General features: G+C 62.7%; 18 protein-coding genes and 1 pseudogene. 17 read left to right on the forward strand and 2 right to left on the reverse strand.

The genetic code is table 11. From position 1 onward, the window contains the following. Nucleotides 1-117 precede the first annotated feature (117 nt). The 9 genes and pseudogenes from U5A56_RS14440 to U5A56_RS37170 form a co-directional block, all read left to right on the forward strand. Nucleotides 118-903 carry an enoyl-CoA hydratase/isomerase family protein gene (locus U5A56_RS14440; protein WP_321922982.1) on the forward strand — a complete coding sequence of 262 codons (786 nt, stop codon included), beginning with the start codon at nt 118-120 and terminating at the stop codon, nt 901-903. Nucleotides 904-954: 51 nt separating this feature from the next. Further along, on the forward strand, nt 955-2196 hold the full coding sequence (locus U5A56_RS14445) for a thiolase family protein (protein WP_321922984.1): 1242 nt from the start codon (nt 955-957) through the stop codon (nt 2194-2196). 10 nt (nt 2197-2206) lie between these two features. Beyond that, on the forward strand, nt 2207-3364 hold the full coding sequence (locus U5A56_RS14450) for an acyl-CoA dehydrogenase family protein (RefSeq protein WP_415749150.1): 1158 nt from the start codon (nt 2207-2209) through the stop codon (nt 3362-3364). A gap of 23 nt (nt 3365-3387) precedes the next feature. Beyond that, nucleotides 3388-4164, forward strand: a complete 777-nt coding sequence (locus U5A56_RS14455; RefSeq protein WP_222155336.1) for an SDR family NAD(P)-dependent oxidoreductase — start codon at nt 3388-3390, stop codon at nt 4162-4164. Nucleotides 4165-4238: 74 nt separating this feature from the next. Next, a complete protein-coding gene (locus U5A56_RS14460) occupies nt 4239-5831 on the forward strand; it encodes a class I adenylate-forming enzyme family protein (RefSeq protein WP_321922988.1) in 1593 nt (530 codons plus the stop codon). A gap of 58 nt (nt 5832-5889) precedes the next feature. Further along, nucleotides 5890-6639: an electron transfer flavoprotein subunit beta/FixA family protein gene (locus tag U5A56_RS14465; RefSeq protein WP_321922990.1), complete on the forward strand. Its 750-nt coding sequence runs from the start codon at nt 5890-5892 to the stop codon at nt 6637-6639. A gap of 16 nt (nt 6640-6655) precedes the next feature. Then, nucleotides 6656-7600 (forward strand): electron transfer flavoprotein subunit alpha/FixB family protein, encoded by a 945-nt coding sequence (locus U5A56_RS14470; protein ID WP_321922992.1) that lies wholly within the window; start codon nt 6656-6658, stop codon nt 7598-7600. A gap of 532 nt (nt 7601-8132) precedes the next feature. Further along, on the forward strand, nt 8133-9557 hold the full coding sequence (locus U5A56_RS14475; protein ID WP_321922994.1) for a PLP-dependent aminotransferase family protein: 1425 nt from the start codon (nt 8133-8135) through the stop codon (nt 9555-9557). Nucleotides 9558-9825: 268 nt separating this feature from the next. Further along, a pseudogene (locus U5A56_RS37170) lies at nt 9826-10014 on the forward strand (helix-turn-helix domain-containing protein); the annotation flags it as partial. Nucleotides 10015-10031: 17 nt separating this feature from the next. Here the strand turns inward: U5A56_RS37170 and U5A56_RS14480 are convergent. Further along, nucleotides 10032-11057: an AraC family transcriptional regulator gene (locus tag U5A56_RS14480; RefSeq protein WP_321922996.1), complete on the reverse strand. Its 1026-nt coding sequence runs from the start codon at nt 11055-11057 to the stop codon at nt 10032-10034. Between the two features lie 291 nt (nt 11058-11348). Here U5A56_RS14480 and U5A56_RS14485 point away from each other — a divergent pair, with 291 nt between their 5' ends. From U5A56_RS14485 to U5A56_RS14500, 4 genes are read left to right on the forward strand one after another with little or no spacing between them, the layout of a single operon-like run. Next, a complete protein-coding gene (locus tag U5A56_RS14485) occupies nt 11349-11654 on the forward strand; it encodes an enoyl-CoA hydratase-related protein (RefSeq protein WP_321922997.1) in 306 nt (101 codons plus the stop codon). Beyond that, on the forward strand, nt 11563-11769 hold the full coding sequence (locus U5A56_RS14490; protein ID WP_321922998.1) for an enoyl-CoA hydratase-related protein: 207 nt from the start codon (nt 11563-11565) through the stop codon (nt 11767-11769). The genes U5A56_RS14485 and U5A56_RS14490 overlap by 92 nt, the downstream gene beginning before the upstream one ends. A 51-nt stretch (nt 11770-11820) precedes the next feature. Continuing rightward, the gene (locus tag U5A56_RS14495; RefSeq protein WP_321923000.1) at nt 11821-11970 is read left to right on the forward strand and encodes a hypothetical protein; all 150 of its coding nucleotides are present in this window, start codon (nt 11821-11823) and stop codon (nt 11968-11970) included. Nucleotides 11971-11999: 29 nt separating this feature from the next. Continuing rightward, complete coding sequence (locus tag U5A56_RS14500; RefSeq protein ID WP_321923001.1) at nt 12000-12389, forward strand: BON domain-containing protein; 390 nt, start codon at nt 12000-12002, stop codon at nt 12387-12389. A 417-nt stretch (nt 12390-12806) separates the two neighbouring features. Here the strand turns inward: U5A56_RS14500 and U5A56_RS14505 are convergent, their stop codons facing one another. Then, the gene (locus U5A56_RS14505; protein ID WP_321923002.1) at nt 12807-13898 is read right to left on the reverse strand and encodes an AraC family transcriptional regulator; all 1092 of its coding nucleotides are present in this window, start codon (nt 13896-13898) and stop codon (nt 12807-12809) included. A 237-nt stretch (nt 13899-14135) separates the two neighbouring features. Here U5A56_RS14505 and U5A56_RS14510 point away from each other — a divergent pair, with 237 nt between their 5' ends. The 4 genes from U5A56_RS14510 to U5A56_RS14525 all read left to right on the forward strand — a co-directional run bounded on the left by U5A56_RS14510 (nt 14136) and on the right by U5A56_RS14525 (nt 17931). Beyond that, complete coding sequence (locus tag U5A56_RS14510) at nt 14136-14552, forward strand: hypothetical protein (protein WP_321923003.1); 417 nt, start codon at nt 14136-14138, stop codon at nt 14550-14552. 158 nt (nt 14553-14710) lie between these two features. Next, on the forward strand, nt 14711-15835 hold the full coding sequence (locus U5A56_RS14515; protein WP_321923004.1) for a porin: 1125 nt from the start codon (nt 14711-14713) through the stop codon (nt 15833-15835). A 432-nt stretch (nt 15836-16267) separates the two neighbouring features. Beyond that, on the forward strand, nt 16268-17302 hold the full coding sequence (locus U5A56_RS14520) for an MBL fold metallo-hydrolase (protein ID WP_321923005.1): 1035 nt from the start codon (nt 16268-16270) through the stop codon (nt 17300-17302). 134 nt (nt 17303-17436) lie between these two features. Continuing rightward, nucleotides 17437-17931 (forward strand): hypothetical protein, encoded by a 495-nt coding sequence (locus U5A56_RS14525; RefSeq protein WP_321923006.1) that lies wholly within the window; start codon nt 17437-17439, stop codon nt 17929-17931. Nucleotides 17932-18061 lie beyond the last annotated feature (130 nt).

An 18061-nucleotide genomic window follows, 5' to 3' on the forward strand; every position in this document is an offset into this window, starting at 1 on the left:
GCACTTTTCGCTCCAAAGAGCCGCGCGGTCATTTCCCCCTGCCTATGATCACTTCCTATTGCGGGCAGGTCTTTCCCTCTCCGCCACGACAACATTCCAAGACAATCCGGAGACGTCATGACCGAAGAAGCATTGCTGTTTGAAACGACTGGCGCGGTCGCGCGCTTGACGCTGAATCGCCCCAAGGCGATGAACGCGATGAACATCGCGCTGCTGACCGAACTGGACCGCAGGCTGGCGCAGATCGCCGATGACGATGGCATTCGCGTCGTGGTGCTGACTGGCGCAGGTCCCGCCTTCTGCGCCGGCGCGGACTTGAAGGAGGTGCTGGCCGGTCAGAAGGCGGAGGCGGGCGAAACCGATTTCCTCGACCGTGCCGACTCGACGCTCGCGCGCCTGCGCAATTTCCCGAAACCGGTGATCGCCGCACTCAACGGCGTCACCATGGCCGGGGGCCTCGAGTTGGCCATGTGCGCCGACATCGTCATCGCGGCTGAAAGCGCCGCCATCGGCGACGCCCATGCGAACTTCGGCGTCTATCCCGGCGCGGGTGGCGCGGCGGTCTTGCCGCGGCTGATTCCTCAGAACATCGCGATGTATCTGCTGCTGACCGGCAAGACGCTTTCGGCGACCGAGATGAAGGCTTACGGTTTGGTATCCGAAGTGCATCCCGACGCCGACTTGTCCGACGCGGCGATGAAGCTGGCCGGCCGGATTGCTGAAAAGAGTCCTATCGTGTTGCGGCGCATGAAGGAAGTCGCGCGCACCTCCGCCGACAAGCGCCGTGACGACGCGTTGCTGCACGAGCAAGTCATGCTGCGTCGCCATCTGCGCAGCTTCGACCTGCAGGAGGGTTTGCAGGCATTCGCGGAAAAGCGCGCGCCGCGATTCCAGGGCCGTTGAGCCTCCCCGGTTTCTTCAATCCGTATTTCTCATTCCTCTTTCGGGAATTACATGAACGATATCTATGTTGCCGGTGTCGGCATGACGCCGTTCGGCCGCTTGCTGGAGCGCAGCGTCTACGACCTGGTCGGCGAGGCTGTCACGCTGGCGTTGAAAGATGCCGGCGCGGAAGCTGCCGACATCGGGTCGGCATTCTATGCGACGCTGACCAATGGCCTGTTCCAGGGGCAGACCGCGATTCCCGGCCCGATCGCCATGCGCCGCGTCGGCATCGAAGGCATTCCGGTGTTTACCGTCGAGAACGCCTGTGCATCGGGCGCGTCGGCATTCAACCTGGCCGTGCAGGCGCTGCGGGCCGGGGCTTGCGACATCGCGCTGGCCGTCGGCGCGGAAAAGATGAACATTGCCGACAAGGCGAAGATGTTCAGCGCGTTCGACGGCGGCTGGGACGTGTCGACCGTCGAGGAAAACAAGACGACGCTGCTGGCGATGGGCGAAGGCGTCGAGCCGCCGCCCGGCACCATGTCCGAGCGTCCCTACAGCGTCTTCATGGATGTCTATGCGGCGATCGCGCGCAACCATATGAAGCGCTACGGCACCACGCAGCGCCAGATCGCCGCGGTGGCCGCCAAGAATCACCAGCACTCGGTCCATAACCCGCTCGCGCAATTCCAGCAGCCCATGACGATCGAGCAGGTGCTGGATTCGGCACCGATCGCCTACCCGCTGACGACGGCCATGTGCTCGCCGATCAGCGACGGCGCCGCCGCCGCGGTGCTGTGCACGGGCGCCGGACTGAAGCGCCTGCAGGGTGAGGCCGGCCGTGCGGTGCGGGTCCTGGCCAGCGTCATCCAGACCGGTACGACGCGTGGTCTCGACGAGCCGCACAAGATCATCGCGCATCTCGCGGCGAAGAAGGCCTACGAACAAGCCGGCGTCGCGCCTGAGGACGTCAGCGTGGCCGAAGTGCATGATGCGTCGGCGATCGGCGAGATCCTCAACGCGGAATCGCTGATGCTGGTGCCGTTCGGTGCGGGCGGCCCGGCGGCCGAGCGCGGTGACTTCACGGTCGGCGGACGCATCCCGATCAACCCGTCCGGCGGGCTCGAATCGAAAGGGCACCCGATCGGTGCGACCGGTCTCGGCCAGATTCACGAACTGGTGACCCAGTTGCGCGGCGAAGCCGGACAGCGTCAGGTTCAAGGTGCACGCATCGCCATCCAGGAAAACGGCGGCGGCCTGTACGGCCTCGAAGAGGCCGTGGTTGGCGTCAACATTCTGGGAAAACAATAAGGAGACCGTCATGGGATATGTATTCCGCACCGAAGAGCAGCAGGCTGCCGTCGACGGACTGAAGCGCTTCCTCAATGCCGAGATCGATCCGATCTTCAGCAAGCAATACCGCGACAAGTTCGTGCCGCGCGACAAGATGGCCGACATCATGCGCCGGCTGACGGAATTCGGGCTGGTGTCGGGCATCGCGAGCGAAGCCAACGGCGGGATGGGCCTGGATTGGCTGACGTCGCTGATGCTGTTCGAGGAGGTGGCGACCACCTCGGCCGACCTGTCGGTGCCGGTGCTGATCAACTCGTTCGGCGTCGTGCTGCTCGAGAAGATCGCGCCCCCGCATTTGCGTGAACGCTACCTGCCCGGCCTGTTGAGCGGAGACAGTTTCGTCTCGATGGGCATTTCGGAACCCGACGTCGGCTCCAACGTGCTGGAAATCAAGACGCGTGCGCGCCGCGATGGCGACCATTTCATCATCAACGGTGAAAAGACCTGGATCAGCAACGGTGAGTATTCCGACTTCCTGATCTGCACCTGCCGCACCAGCGACGATCCGCGCAAGGGGCTGACGCACTTCCTGCTCGACCGCAACGAACATCCGTACGAAGTACGCGGCATCCACAAGATCGGCTTCAACAGCCAGTCCACCGCACAGATCTTTTTGACCGACGTGCGCGTGCCGGCCTCCAACATGATCGGCAACGAAGGCGAGGGACTGCGCAATACGCTCTCGCTGTTCGAACGGTCGCGCGTATTCGTCGCCGCCCAGGGGCTGGGCATCGCTCGCCGCGCGCTCGAAGAGGCGGTTCGTTATGCAACGGAGCGGCGCCAGCACGGCAAGGTCATCGCAGGTCACCAACTGATCGCTGCGATGCTGGCCGAAATGGCGACTGGCGTGGACGCCGCGCGCCTGCTGACCTATCGCGCGGCGTCGATGATCGAAGCAGGCGTGTCGGCGGAGATGGAAGCGGCGATGGCCAAGTATTTCGCGTGCGAAGCAGCCGTGAAAATCGCCCGCCAGGCCGTGCAGATCCACGGGGGCAACGGCGTCACGACCGAATTCCTCGTCGAGAAGCTCGCCCGCGAGGCGATCATCGCGCCGATTCCGGAAGGCACGACCCAGATCCAGCAACTCATCATCGGCCGCGCGTTGACCGGCGTGCCGGCGTTTTAAGCACCATCGCGACAGGACACATCATGCGCATTGAAGGAAAAGTCATCGTCATTACCGGCGGCGCTTCGGGCCTTGGCCTCGCCACCGCACGTTATCTGGTGCAGGAAAAGGGCGCGCGCGTGGCCATCTTCGATCTGAACGCCGAAGCCGGAGCTAAGGCTGTCGAAGAGATCGGCGCCGAACATGCGATGTTCGTGCAAACCGACGTCGCCAGTGAGGAGTCCGTGCAGAACGCGGTCGCAGCCGTGACGGCCCGGTTCGGTACGGTTCACGTCTGCATCAACTGCGCGGCGTTGCCCACGCCGTGCAAGGTGTTGGGCAAGGACGGCAAGGCCACACCGTTGGCCAAGTTTGCGCAAGTGACGGCGGTCAACGTCAACGGCGTGTTCAACGTCATGTCGAAATGCGCCGAGCAGATGGCCAGAAACGAACCGGAGGTCGGGGAGGAGCGCGGCGTGGTCATCAACATCTCGTCGGGTGCCGCCTATGAGGCACAAATCGGTCAGGTCGCCTATGCCGCCTCCAAGGCGGCACTGCTCGGCATGAACATGCCGGCGGCGCGGGAACTCGGCGACGTCGGCATCCGTGTCAATGCCATTGCGCCGGGCCTGTTCCTGACGCCGATGGTGCAGACGCTCGACGAGAAGATCATCGCTGCGTTGAAGACGCAGATCGAAGCCCCGAGACGCCTCGGCGACATGCGCGAGTTCGCGCACTGCTGCGCTTTCATCATCGAAAACGCCTACCTCAACGCGCACACCATCCGTCTGGACGCAGCATCACGGCTGCGCGCACGCTGAACGCGCCGCACCGGCGACAGTGCCGCCCTTCCTATGAAGAAGAGGGAGGGCAAAAGAACAGAGGAGACAAATCCATGAAGATGAACTTTTGCCGCATCATGTGCCTGATGACGCTGCGCTTTCGCGACCGGCAAGCAATCGTCAATGTGGAGCGTGGCCGTAGCTACAGCTATCACGAATACCACCTGTTGACCAACCGTATCGCCGATGCGCTGCGCAACGCGCTCGGGGTCGGCAAGGGTGACAAGTTCCTGCTCATCCTGGAAAACGACAACCTGAGCCTGATGATGCTGCCGACCGTCCTCAAGCAGGAAGGCACGGTGGTCATGACCAACCTGCGCGATGCGCCGGAAGAGCATGCGCGCCAGATCGAACTGGTCAAGCCGAAGGTCGTGTTCATTGAAACGCGCATGCTCGACGGCTACTACGACATGCTGCGTGCAGCCGGTTGCGAGATCGTCGTCATGGACAACCCGACACCGGAGCAGGCCTCGCGCCCCGGCGTACGCGCGTTCTGGCATCTGGTTGACGCTGCGTCCGAACTCGACGCCGACGTGGAGCTGGACGACGATGAGCACATCTGCATGTTGCGCTTCACCGGCGGCACGACCGGGCAGGGCAAATGCGCGATGTACTCGATCGACAATCTGATGGCTTGCTGCGATGGCGGCTTCCGCAACCCGGATTTCGGCTTCAACGATCGCACACGTATGTTGCACGTGGCGCCGCTCTCGCATGGCGCCGTGGTCGCTTTCATACTGACTTTCTATGCCGGTGGCGCCAACATCACGCTCAATCAGCTCGATCTCGAGCAATGGCGGGAAACGGCCGAGCAGCAGGGCGTGACCCATTCGTTCCTGGTGCCGACCGTGCTGTACCGTCTGCTCGAGTTGCAGCGCACGAACCCACGCAATCTCTCTTCGCTGAACACCCTGATCTACGCCGCGGCGCCGATGAGTCCCGCCAAGCTCGATGACCTGATCACGTGCTTCGGCCCCATCTTCGCGCAAGCCTACGCCGCCACGGAAGTCCCCATGTTCGTGTCGACGCTCGACAAGGCCGAGCACGAGACCGCGCATACAACGGGCAGCGGCACCAAGCGCCTGTCTTCGGCTGGCCGCACAACGCCGGGCGTCGAGGTTTATATCACCGATGAGCAGGGCAACCCACAGCCAACCGGCCAATGCGGCGAAATCCGCATCCGGAGCCGAGCTGTTATCAAGGGGTACTACAACAATCCTGAAACGACGGCCGCCGAGTTCTCTGACGGGGCATGGAAATCGGGCGACCTCGGCTACATCGACGAGGAAGGCTATCTGTACATCGTCGACCGGTTGAAGGACATGATCATCAGCGGCGGCTTCAACGTCTATGCGGTCGAAGTTGAAGCGGCGCTGGCTTCCCATCCGGCCGTCATGATGTGTGCCGTAGTCGGCATACCGCATCAGGAGTGGGGTGAGGCCGTGCACGCGGAAGTGGTGCTGCGTCCTGGTGCTTTGGTCGAGGCCGCTGAACTTATCGCACACGCCAAGGAAAAACTCGGGAGCTACAAGGCGCCGAAGTCGATCGTATTTGTCGAACAATTGCCGACCTCGGTGGTCGGCAAGGTTCTGCGACGCGTGGTCAAGGACAGGTACTGGCAAAACATGCAGCGCAAGGTCAGCTAGGCACATCGATGCGTATGCTTTGAGTGAGTGGGGCGATATTGAGATTCAGGAGAATGCCTTGAAGATTCTTGTTGCTGTAAAGAGAGTGGTCGACGCGAACGTGAAGGTCGGCGTGAAGTCCGATCAATCCGGTGTCGATGTCGCAAGCGTGAAGATGTCGATGAACCCGTTCGACGAAATCGCGGTGGAAGAAGCGGTGCGCCTGAAGGAAGCGGGTGTCGCGACCGAAGTGATCGCGGTGTCGGTCGGCGTGACGCAAGCGCAGGAAACGCTGCGCACGGCGCTGGCGATCGGCGCGGATCGCGCGATCCTCGTCGAGTCGAACGACAGCGTCGAGCCGCTGGCCGTCGCGAAGATCCTGAAGGCGCTGGTCGACAAGGAACAGCCGCAGCTGGTGATCCTCGGCAAGCAGGCGATCGATGACGATTCGAACCAGACGGGCCAGATGCTGGCCGCGCTGGCAGGTCTGCCGCAGGCGACGTTCGCGTCGAAGGTGACGATCGCCGACGGCCGTGCGACGGTCGCGCGCGAAGTCGACGGCGGCGCGGAAACGCTGTCGCTGTCGCTGCCTGCAGTTGTTACCACGGACCTGCGCCTGAACGAGCCGCGCTACGTGACGCTGCCGAACATCATGAAGGCGAAGAAGAAGCCGCTGGAAACGGTGAAGCCGGAAGACCTCGGCGTGGACGTCGCGCCGCGTCTGAAGACGCTGAAGGTGGCCGAGCCGCCGAAGCGCGCGGCCGGCGTGAAGGTGCCGGACGTGAAGACGCTGGTCGAGAAGCTGAAGACCGAAGCCAAGGTGCTGTAAGAGGGAGCGGAAAGAAATGACGATTCTGGTGATTGCAGAACACGGCAACGCGTCGATCAAGGCCGCGACGCTGAACACGGTGGCAGCGGCAGCGAAGATCGGTGGCGACATCCACGTGCTGGTCGCGGGCCACAACGCGCAAGCGGCGGCCGATGCAGCAGCGAAGATCGCAGGTGTGTCGAAGGTGTTGCTGGCCGATGCGCCGCAACTCGAAGCGGGCCTCGCGGAAAACGTCGAAGCGACCGCGCTGAACATCGCGAAGGACTACTCGCACATCCTGGCTCCGGCTACCGCCTACGGCAAGAACATCGCACCGCGTATCGCCGCGAAGCTGGACGTCGCGCAGATTTCGGACATCACGGCGGTCGACAGTGCCGACACGTTCGAGCGCCCGATCTACGCGGGCAACGCGATCGCGACGGTGCAGTCGAGCGACCCGATCAAGGTCATCACGGTGCGTGCGACGGGTTTCGATCCGGTGGCAGCCGAAGGCGGCAGCGCAGCGATCGAGAAGATCGAAGCCGCGGCAGACGCAGGCAAGTCGCAGTTCGTGAGCCGTGAAGTGACGAAGCTGGACCGTCCGGAACTGACGTCGGCGAGCATCATCGTGTCGGGTGGCCGCGGCCTGGGCAGCGGCGAGAACTATACGAAGGTTCTTGAGCCGTTGGCCGACAAGCTGAGCGCCGCACTCGGCGCATCGCGCGCGGCAGTCGACGCCGGCTACGTGCCGAACGACTATCAGGTCGGCCAGACCGGCAAGATCGTCGCACCGCAGCTGTACATCGCGGTCGGCATCTCGGGTGCGATCCAGCATCTGGCCGGCATGAAGGATTCGAAGGTGATCGTCGCGATCAACAAGGATCCGGAAGCACCGATCTTCAGCGTGGCCGACTATGGCCTCGTCGGCGACCTGTTTACGCTTGTGCCGGAGCTCTCCAGCGAGTTGCAGTCGAATTCATGACTCGCTTGCCGAAACGGCTTGCCAGTGTTATCCGATGTCATTTGTGGTTCACGTAAACGCGATTCTGGAGCAAGAGGTGAATAGCCGGGAAAGGTCGCTAAGCAGGCTGGTCGACAAGTGGTTCGGTTGCGAAAGTATGCGGCTTACTCGTTTGACACGTCTTGATTGCAGCATCCATAAATCATGGCGTGGTGTCTGCATCGAGGCAGAGTATGCATCCGGCACGTTCTCGATCGTATTTTTCCGTCATGACGATGGCTCATGGTGCGTTTACCCGCCTCAGGGGCGACGCCCTTTCATGGCTGTGACGAGTCCGATGCCGCCGGTTGTGACCGAATCCTGCGCTGCATGACGCGTGCGCAATTTCTTGTCTGGATAACAGAGTCGCCAGAGTCAATCGTGCTTCGGGCCAGATTTCTGAGATGCCAATCGGGGAATGCGGCTGATGCCATTCTAGCCGGCTGTTGAATACACTCGTCCGACACGGCAGGTTCTCGCAAAGAGCCGCCGCGCCGGTTGGTGGGGAGCGGGCATGAAACTCTACGAAAAACTTGCGGACGATATAGAACGCTTGGTCCGTCAGGGCGTGTATCGACACGGCGATCGTGTGCCGTCGGTGCGGCAGGCGAGCCAGCAGCACCGGATCAGCATCACAACCGTGCTGCACGCGTATCTGCTGCTGGAAAGCCGCGGGCTGCTGGAGAGTCGCCCGCAGTCCGGCTATTTCGTTAACCTGCGGCGCGACGATGGCCATGCACCGGTGCGCGAACTGCGGCCGTCGAAGCCGATCGCGATCTCGTCGTCGGTGGACATGAGCCGGCTCGTGCTGTCGACGCTGCGCTCGATCGGTACCGACGACGCGGTGCCGCTCGGCTCGCCGTATCCGGACCCGAGCCTTTTCCCGTTCGAGAAGCTGAACCGCTATGCGTACGCCGCCGGCCGCGACAAGTCGCAGTGGGGCGTGACGGACGGACTGCCGCCCGGCCATCCGCAGCTAATCCGGCAGATCGCGCGGCGCTACCTGGAAAACGGGATGGCGGTGGACCCGAACGAGATCATCGTGACGGTCGGCGCGACGGAGGCGATCAACTTGTGCCTGCAGGCGGTCGCGAAGCCCGGCGATACGATCGCGGTGGAATCGCCGACGTTCTACGCGATGCTGCACGCGATCGAGCGGATGGGGATGAAGGCGATCGAGGTGGCTACGCATCCGGAATACGGGATCGATATCGCGGCGCTGGCCGCGATCGCGAAGTCGCAGCCGATCGCCGCGTGCATGGTGATGCCGAACTTCCAGAACCCGCTCGGCTTCCAGATGCCGAACGAGCGCAAGCGCGAACTGGTCGAATTCGCGACGCGGGTCGACATGCCGATCATCGAAAACGGTGTGTATAACGAACTGTATTTCGGCGAGTCGCATCCGAGCACGCTGAAGTCCTATGACCGCAACGGGATCGTGCTGCACTGCGCGTCGTTCTCGAAGAGCCTGACGGCCGCGTACCGGATCGGCTGGGCGCTGCCGGGCCGTTATCGCGATCAGGTCGAGAAGCTGAAGTTCCTGAACACGCTCGCGACGCCGTCGCTGCCGCAGCTGGCGATCGCCGAGTTTCTCGAACGCGACGGCTACGAGCATCACTTGCGGCGCCTGCGCAAGGCGTATGCGCAGCAGGCGAACCTGATGCGCGCGATGGTGTCGCGGTTCTTTCCGGAAGGCACGCGCATCTCGAGCCCGGCGGGTGGCTACGTGCTGTGGGTCGAGTTGCCGGCGCAGGTCGATGCGATGCGGCTGTACCAGCTCGCGCTGGAGCAGGGGATCACGATCGGGCCCGGCTACATGTTCTCGATCACGGACAACTACCGGAACTTCATCCGGCTGAACTACAGCAGCCCGTGGTCGCCGGAGATCGAGCAGGCCGTCATCACCGTCGGCAAGCTCGCGACGGCCAGCGCCGGCTGACCGCGCGGCGCGCCCTGCGTCACGTCAGCCAGTACGATTGCTCGTCCGTGCCCGCGAGCTTTCCACCGTCAACGATCAGGTGCTGTTATATAGCGCGCTGATGGTGGCGATGCGCAAGGTGGGTTGGCAGCACAACATCGGCGCGGCCCGGGCGGGGCGCCGCGGCCGATTGAGGGGCACGGTCTGGGCGGTGTTCAGGCCGGGCCAAATTCCATGATGCCGTCGTCCAGCCGCCCCAGCTTGAGTACAAGGATGTCGAGTCTTCGAAGCGATGGGGCTGTCGCCCAGCCGCTATGTCCGCCAGCGGCGCTTGGAACGGGCGCGCGAATTACTGGCCACCAATTTGCCTATCGATGGCGTTGCGTTTGAATGCGGGTTCCGGAACCAGAGTTATCTGACTACGTGCTTCCGTTCGGAATTTGGATTGACGCCGGCCCGTTTCCGGCGCGCGGCATAAGTGACCCTGAACCAGAGTTAGTCCCGGAATTGCGTAGGTGACATACCGGTCCATCGCTTGAATGCGCGGGCGAAATTGCTGGTGCTGGTGAATCCGAGCAAGAACGCGATTTCGGTGACGGAGCTTGTCCGCTGCTGGATGTAATTGCGCGCGAGGTCTCTGCGCGTGTCGTCCATGATCTGCAGGAAATGGGTGCCGCGTTGTGCCAGCCGCACCTGCAAGGTAGCCGGGCTCATGCATAACGCTTCGGCAACCTTCTCCCTGCTGCAGTCGCCGGAGGGCAGCAATTCGATGATCTTCTGCGTGACGCCGGTCACCACGTCGCTCTTGTCCAGCCGTGCGAGATATTGATTCGCGATGTTGTCGTTGACTTGTGCCAGTTCCGGGCAGGCGCCGCCGAGCGGCTGCATCAATTCGTGCCGGTCGAAAGTCAGCGTCGTGGCCGGATTCGAAAAACTGACCGGTGCCCGCATCAACGCGCGGTATGGCTCGTCGCCTTCGCGCGGCATCGCACGATGGAATGCCACGGACAGCGGATTGAACCCCGGCTTGTACAACATGCGCATCGATTGCACCAGGAACCCGATGAATGCATCTTCAGTTTCGCCGCAGACCTCGATCCTGAAATCGGTGGCGCACACGGCGATCGTGTCGACGTCTTCGACGATACGAATAGTGGCCGCCTGCGACACCAGCCGGAAGTACTGTTCCAGCCGGCGACAGAAGTCGAGCAGCGTGCTGCTGGCGGCGAGCGCATAGCCGAGCGCATGCAGATTGGAGATGTGGATGTGCCGCGCGACCGACAGGCCGAAATACGGATCGTGGGTGGCCTCGACGCACGCACGGTATAGCCGGGTCAAGGTGGACACGGGCAGTCGGACCATCGGGCCGTTCACCATGTCGGGTTGCACGCCGACGGAGCAAAAAATGCGCTCGCTGTCCATTCCGCTGGCTTGCAGGGTCTTGGCGATTGCCGTGCAGTACCCCGCTATGGTCGTCGCTTCCTGTGTTGCGACGAGGGCGGGCTGGCGGTCGGGTTTCACGGCGCGGTGATGTCGATAGACGGTGGTGCCGCCGATTCTACACCGCCGCTGACCCGTCCAACGCACGCTCGTGGCGGCCGCCAGCCGGCCGTGCCGGCGCGTCGATCCTTCCTTCCATGGTCACCGCTGATCGGCGCGTGTCATCAACGATCGCGGCCGATCGCTCTGCGGAATGCACTTTTCGCTCCAAAGAGCCGCGCGGTCATTTCCCCCTGCCTATGATCACTTCCTATTGCGGGCAGGTCCGTCCCTCTCCGCCACGACGACATTCCAAGACAATCCGGAGACGTCATGACCGAAGACGCATTGCTGTATGAAGCAACTGGCGCGGTCGCGCGCTTGACGCTGAATCGTCCCAAGGCGATGAACGCGATGAATATCGCGCTGCTGACCGAACTGGACCGCAGGCTGGCACAGATCGCCGATGACGACGGCATTCGCGTCGTGGTGCTGACTGGCGCAGGTCCCGCGCTTCTGCGCCGACGCCGACTTGTCCGACGCGGCGATGAAGCTGGCCGGCCAGATTGCCGCAAAGAGCCCCATCGTGTTGCGGCGCATGAAGGAAGTCGCGCGCACCTCCGCCGACAAGCGCCGTGACGACGCGTTGCTGCACGAGCAAGTCATGTTGCGTCGCCATCTGCGCAGCTTCGACCTGCAGGAGGGCTTGCAGGCATTCGCCGAAAAGCGCGCACCGCGATTCCAGGGCCGTTAAGGCATCCCGGTTTCTTCATACCGAATTTCTCATTCCTCTTTCGGGAATTACATGAACGATATCTATGTTGCCGGTGTCGGCATGACGCCGTTCGGCCGCTTGCTGGAGCGCGGCGTATACGACATGGTCGACGAGGCCGTCACGCTGGCGTTGAAAGACGTCGGTGCAAGCGTGAGTCAACGCAAGGTGATGGCGTCCTGATCCCGTCCTTCACAAAAACGGAGTAGTCGATGAAAAGTATTCACGTACGCGCGTTGGCGATTGTCGCATTGATTCTGGCCGCGTCCGGCCACGCATGGTCGCAGCCGGGCCAGGCCGCCAGTGCGCCTGTAGGCATGCCGGCCGCTTCCGCTTCCACTGCCGAAAGCGTGGCCGCTCCTGTCAGCACGAGGAAGGCCAATCGCGCGCTGCGTCGAAAGGTGTATGCCGCCATCGGCAAGTACAAGAAGATTAGCGCCGGCAATATCAGCGTCGTAGCCAGAGGCGGCGCGGTGACGCTGAGCGGCACGGTCACGGATACTGCGCAGGTCAATGAGGTTGCCCAGATCGCGAAGGGGGTGCCAGGGGTCACCTCCGTGACCAACAAGCTCACTGTGCAAAAGCCGTTCGACGGTTCGTAACAAGCTCGCACATCGGGGGAAGCAGGCACGAGCGTGAAAGCGCTGGCGGGTTCCAGTGTTGGAGTCGATCCGCCAAGGGCACCCGGCCGGAATTCCATGCTTCTCCCGACTACTTGCTCGCGTCTGTTCGCGACCGGTGCGATTGCTATGTCACTGAGGTTGCCTGGCCGTGCCGCGAACCCGATGTAAAGGCACACCTTCACGGCGAGTGCCTCTTGCCTGCACCGCGCTGACCTCGCGACGGTGGGCGTCGTTCCAGCTGACGTCATGCTCCCCAAACGGAAGCTCGTTGCGCGCAATCCCTGCGGCGCCACGACGAGTGTGTTCGCCTGACATTCCCGTCAATGGATGATTTCGACCACACGCGCCATTCCGGGCAGTCACGTCACTTCCGGCAAACGTTTACGAATCAGGGCGTCAGGACGTGCTCTGCAGCTGATGCAGATTGTCTTGCGTTGATCGCGAGGCCGTCTTGTCGCCCCGGAAGTCCGACGGCGAGTGTCCGGTCCAACGCTTGAAGGCGCGCGTGAAATTACTGCTGTCGGTGAAGCCGAGCAGAAAGGTGATTTCGGTAATCGATCGCGCCGGCTGCAACACGTACTGACAGGCCAGATCCTTGCGCGTTTCGTCGAGCAGCGACTGGAAGCTCGTATCGTGCCGAGCGAGGCGAGCCTGCAGCGTGCTCTCGCTCGTGAGCATGGCATGGGCCACGCGTTCGCGCGTGCATTCGCCCGTGGGCAGGAATTCGATGATCTTCCGACGCGTCGCGGCAACGACGTCACCCTTGTCCAGGCGAGCGAGATACTCCAGCGCGAGACTATCGTTGTGAAGGGCGAGTTCGGGGCATGCACCGGCAAGCGGTTGCAGGAGCGCGCTCATGGGCAGCGTCAACGCCGAGCGCGGTGCGTCGAACGTGACGGGCGCGCGGAACAGCCTGACATACGCATCGTCGCCCTGCGGCGGCGCGGGATGATGCATGGCCACGTGCAGCGGATTGAAATCCTGTTGGTGAAGCATCCGCATCGACAGCACGAGAAAACCCAGGAATGCATCCTCGGTCTCCCCGCACACGGTGGTCAGATGCTCGACGCGCATCAAGACCTCATCGTCGCGCTGCTCCAGGGTCACTTCTCCAACCTGCGACGCGAGCTTGAAGTACCGTTCGACCCGCTTCAGAAAGTCCATCAACGTGCTGCTGGCAGCCAGCCCGAAGCCCAGCGCATGCAGATTCGAGATGTGGATGAAGCGGGCCACGGTGAGCCCGAAGTACGGATCCCCCGTGACGTCCACGCAGGCCTTGTACAGCTGCGTCACAGTATCGACCGGCAGGCGCGACATCGGATCGTTCGCGATGGCCGTGTCGATATGAAAGGCGCGGAACAGCTGCGCCGGGTCCACGCCGTAGCTTTTCAGGGCTTTCGCGATCGCCAGTGCGTACCCGCCAATCGTCGTCAGCGAGCACGTCCGGAGTCTTGGGCTGGCCGCGCGTGGCGAATGGGGGGCAGGCATGGTGTCCGCGCAATCACAAAAATCTCATTCTTTTGCACGTACCACGGCCTGTCAAGGCCGCTGTTCGAGACCGGATTTCCTCGCGTTCGCACGCATTCCTTCCGGAAGACCGAATGTCGATCGCAAATGACCGGCGACTGCCGGCGTACAGGAATAGTGTTTTGTCCAAGGGAGCGGGGTGAATCGGTGGCATGTACCAACAGCATGCTTCCGCATGCGCGCCTCGAAGGATGAAACATGAATTTGCAGGAACTGCATGGCGTTGCCGTCGCCGCCTGGCTTGTCGTTCTCGCGGCGGAGGCCGCTGTCGAGGTGCAAGCGCGAGCGCCCGGGGCGCACCCCGCCGTCGCGGCCATGCATGGATGGATCGGGCTGCTGGCGGAGGCGCCGCTGATCGCGATCACCGTGGTCACGGGGATGCTGCTGATGATGCGCATGTGGCCGGTTTCAACACTTGTCCTCGTCAAGGCCGGTTTGGGCCTCGTCGCGGCCGCTGCCAACAAGTTTCGCGTAGTGCTGGCCGCGCCCCGCATCTGTGTGGACGACGACGTGAAGCGCATCCGGTTGACGCGCCGGATCACGCTGGCCGGAACGGCAGTCCCGATCGGTGCCGCCGCCTGGTTTATCGGGTACTTGTATTTGCACGGGGAGTAGCGGGAGAACGCTGCTTCCCGTGCCACACCGAACTAGTAGCACAGCGCGACTAGCAAGCCCTCGACGAGCTGAATGGGCGTCGAGTCTAAACATCCGACATAACCAGTACGTACAGCGGTCGCAACAGGCCGCTTCAAAGCAAAAAAACCGGAGACGCAATGAAATTGAAATGGATCGCTGCAGCCGTTTTGGCGGCAACAGGTGGTGCAGTGCACGCACAGTCTTCAGTGACGCTGTATGGCGTCATCGATTCTGGGATGTTGTATCAGAGCACGTCGGCGGCAACGTTGAGCCCGACGGCGCCGAACCTCGGCAAGGTCTATCGCTACAAGGATGGCGGTATCTTTGCGAGCGCATGGGGACTCAAGGGGGTGGAGGACATCGGTGGCGGCTATCACGTCAATTTCAAGCTGCAGGGCGAGTTCGACAGCGGCAGCGGCAGGTTCAACCTGTCCGATACGCCGGGCGCGGCGGCCCAGTTCAACCAGATCGCGACCGTAGGCGTGTCCGGACCGTTCGGCACAGTAAACCTCGGTCGACAGATCGTGCCGATTGCCTATGCAATGGCTGAGACCGACGTACGGGGAGCTCACTATTTCGGCAGTATCCTGACAGGGTGGCTCGGCATGAACCAGGCTGCCGGCTGGCATGGCGCCAGCACCAACGCGCCAATCGGCGCGTTGTACGACAGCAATGCAATTGTCTATGAATCTCCGAAGTTTGCCGGCCTGTCCGCGGCACTCGAGTATGCCCCCGGTGGTGTACCGGGCAGCTTTCAGGGCGGGACGAGGGAGTCCGCCGTACTGAAATATTCGAACTATGGCCTTCGTCTTGCGGCTGGCTACTACGTTGGCCATGACACGAACCCCGGCCCGACGACGGTGGCCACCGGGCTAGCCAATAACCGCCTGCTCTACGTGGGCGCGCTATACACGTACCGTGCATTCTCGGTTTCCGCATCGTATTCGAACGGCAGGAATCCGGCGCATTCCGACCTGATCAACATCGACCTGTATTCGGCCGGCCTCGGCTACCAGTTCTCGCCTGCCTTCAAGGTGACCAGTGGCGTGTACTACCTGAAAGACCGCAACAACTCGACCAACAAGTCGACGGAAGTCGCGGTCGGCGCGGAGTACAGCTTGTCGAAGTCGACGCTCGTCTATGGCCAGGTGGGGCATGTGAACAATCGGGGAACGATGACGCAGCCGATCACATTCGGACAGCCGGTGGCGCCGGGCGTGAGCACGACCGCGGCCATGCTGGGCATTCGTCACGCATTCTAGCGACTGCCGCGTCGCCAGGTTGGACGAACGGGTGCACCGTGACGCGGGACCGATTCACGCGTTTGGCTTCGAGCCGATGTCATGGTTGATCCGCGCGTGCGGCACGCGGCGAGCGTCCACGCAGCCGTGCTCGCTCGCGCGCAATCGCCTGCGGGCGGCCGGTGATGACGCACGGCTGATCCGGGATGCTGCGCGGACCGGTGAATTGGCTCCACGGACCGGTGCGCGCACGATTTTTTTCCTATCATCGGCCACCATGCGTGACACCGCCGTCGGCACGATCGATGACGATCCGTCGGGTACGCACCGGGCGCACCGAACAACGACGGTGCGGTTTCCTTGCCCCTGTATTCCCGAGTCCTGCCACGTGGGTGCTCAAGCCCTACTCCGTAGGATGGACTTCACGGGAATCTGACTCACTCGATCGACACCATGGCACTTCTGTACCCATTCGCCGCTCCGTTGCCGCGCCACACGGTCGAGGTTGCCGCCGGTGTGCGCTGGATCCGGCTGCCCATGCCGTTCAAGCTCGATCACATCAACGTATGGGCCATCGACACCACCGACGGGTGGGCGCTGGTGGACACCGGCCTGAACTCCCCCGACACCGTGGCAGACTGGTTGGCGCTGACGGCGCAGGGGCCACTGTCGCGGCCGCTCCAGGGGGTGTACGCCACGCACATGCACCCGGATCACATCGGCCTGGCAGGGTGGTTCACGCGGCGCACGGGTGTACCTCTGCACATGAGCCGCCTCGAATACCTGTCCTGCCGGGTATTGCATGCCGACACGAACCGCGAGGCCCCGCGCGACGGCGTGCAGTTCTGTCGGCGCGCCGGATGGTCGGAGGCTGCCATTGAGGGCTATCGCAGCCGCTTCGGCAGCTTCGGCAAGCATATTCACGCGCTGCCCGAAAGCTATCGGCGACTGCAGGACGGCCAGCAGGTCCGGCTGGGCGGGAACGACTGGCGGATCATCACGACCGGTGGCCACTCGCCCGAGCATGTCTGCCTGTACTGCCCGGATCTGAAGCTCCTGATCTCCGGCGATCAGGTGCTCCCGAAGATCTCGTCGAACGTGTCGGTGTTCGCCAGCGAGCCGCAAGCCAATCCGTTGCAGGAGTGGTACGCGTCGCTCGGCAAGCTGATGAGCGGCGTGCCAGATGACGTGCTCGTGCTGCCTTCTCACAACGAGCCCTTCTACGGTTTGCATGAACGCCTGGACTCGCTCAAGGCCGGACAGGACCGTGCCCTCGATCGACTGCGCGGATCATTGGCGGCCGGGCCGCAGCGGATCGTCGATGCGTTTGTCGCTTTGTTCGGTCGCCCCATCGGGGAACAGGATGCGCACCAACTGAGCCTTGCCACCGGCGAAGCGATGGCCTGCATGAACTATCTCATTGCCCGACGCGTCGTGAAGTGCGTGGTGGACGAAAACGACGTCGCCTGGTACTCGCTGGATACTTGACGCGGACGCATGCTTCGAATGGTCGAACCGACCCACTCGCTCGTAACTTTGCGGGTGTTGATTGTCCTCTCATGTTCTCCCGTGTCGCCGGCGTCACCGCGATCCGGGGCCACACCTTCAGAAGGAGTCGTCCCATGCCTCATCCCGTTTCTACTTTGGGCGCGGTTCACACCATCATCAGCCTGGTGACGGTCGCCGCAGGTCTCTACAGCTTGGTCCGATATCACGGGATCGACAGCACAACCCGGTCCGCGAAGATTTACGTGGCGGGGATGGTGGCATCCGTATTCACATCGTTTGGCTTGTCCAGCACCGGCGGCTTCAATGTCGGGCATGCGCTCGGCATCGTGGCGCTGCTCGCGACATTGGGTGGACTATTTGTCCCGCGAATCAAGGTCATGTTGCCGGCGCGGCCGTACCTGTCCCAGTTCGCGTTTACGTTCAGTTTCTTTCTGCTGTTGGTCCCCGGGATCAACGAGACGCTGACACGACTGCCGGTCGGTCATCCTCTCGCGTATGGCCCCGACTCCCCGATCGTGCGCGGATCACTCGCCGCGTGGCTAGGGATGTTCGTGCTAGGATCGACGTTGCAGTTCTTTTGGCTTCGTGCGGACCGCAGCCGTACATGAAACAGCCATTTCGAGGCGCAGGCCGCGGCTTCCTGACGCGTTATTGAATCGCGAATGAATCGGCGGCCGTCGAATTGTGGGGTTTTCAGGACAGTATCGACTGTTTGTGCGCGGCCGCACCCGCGGTTCT

The organism is Burkholderia sp. BCC1998, from assembly GCF_905339875.1.
In the GTDB taxonomy this organism is placed as follows: Bacteria; Pseudomonadota; Gammaproteobacteria; order Burkholderiales; family Burkholderiaceae; genus Burkholderia.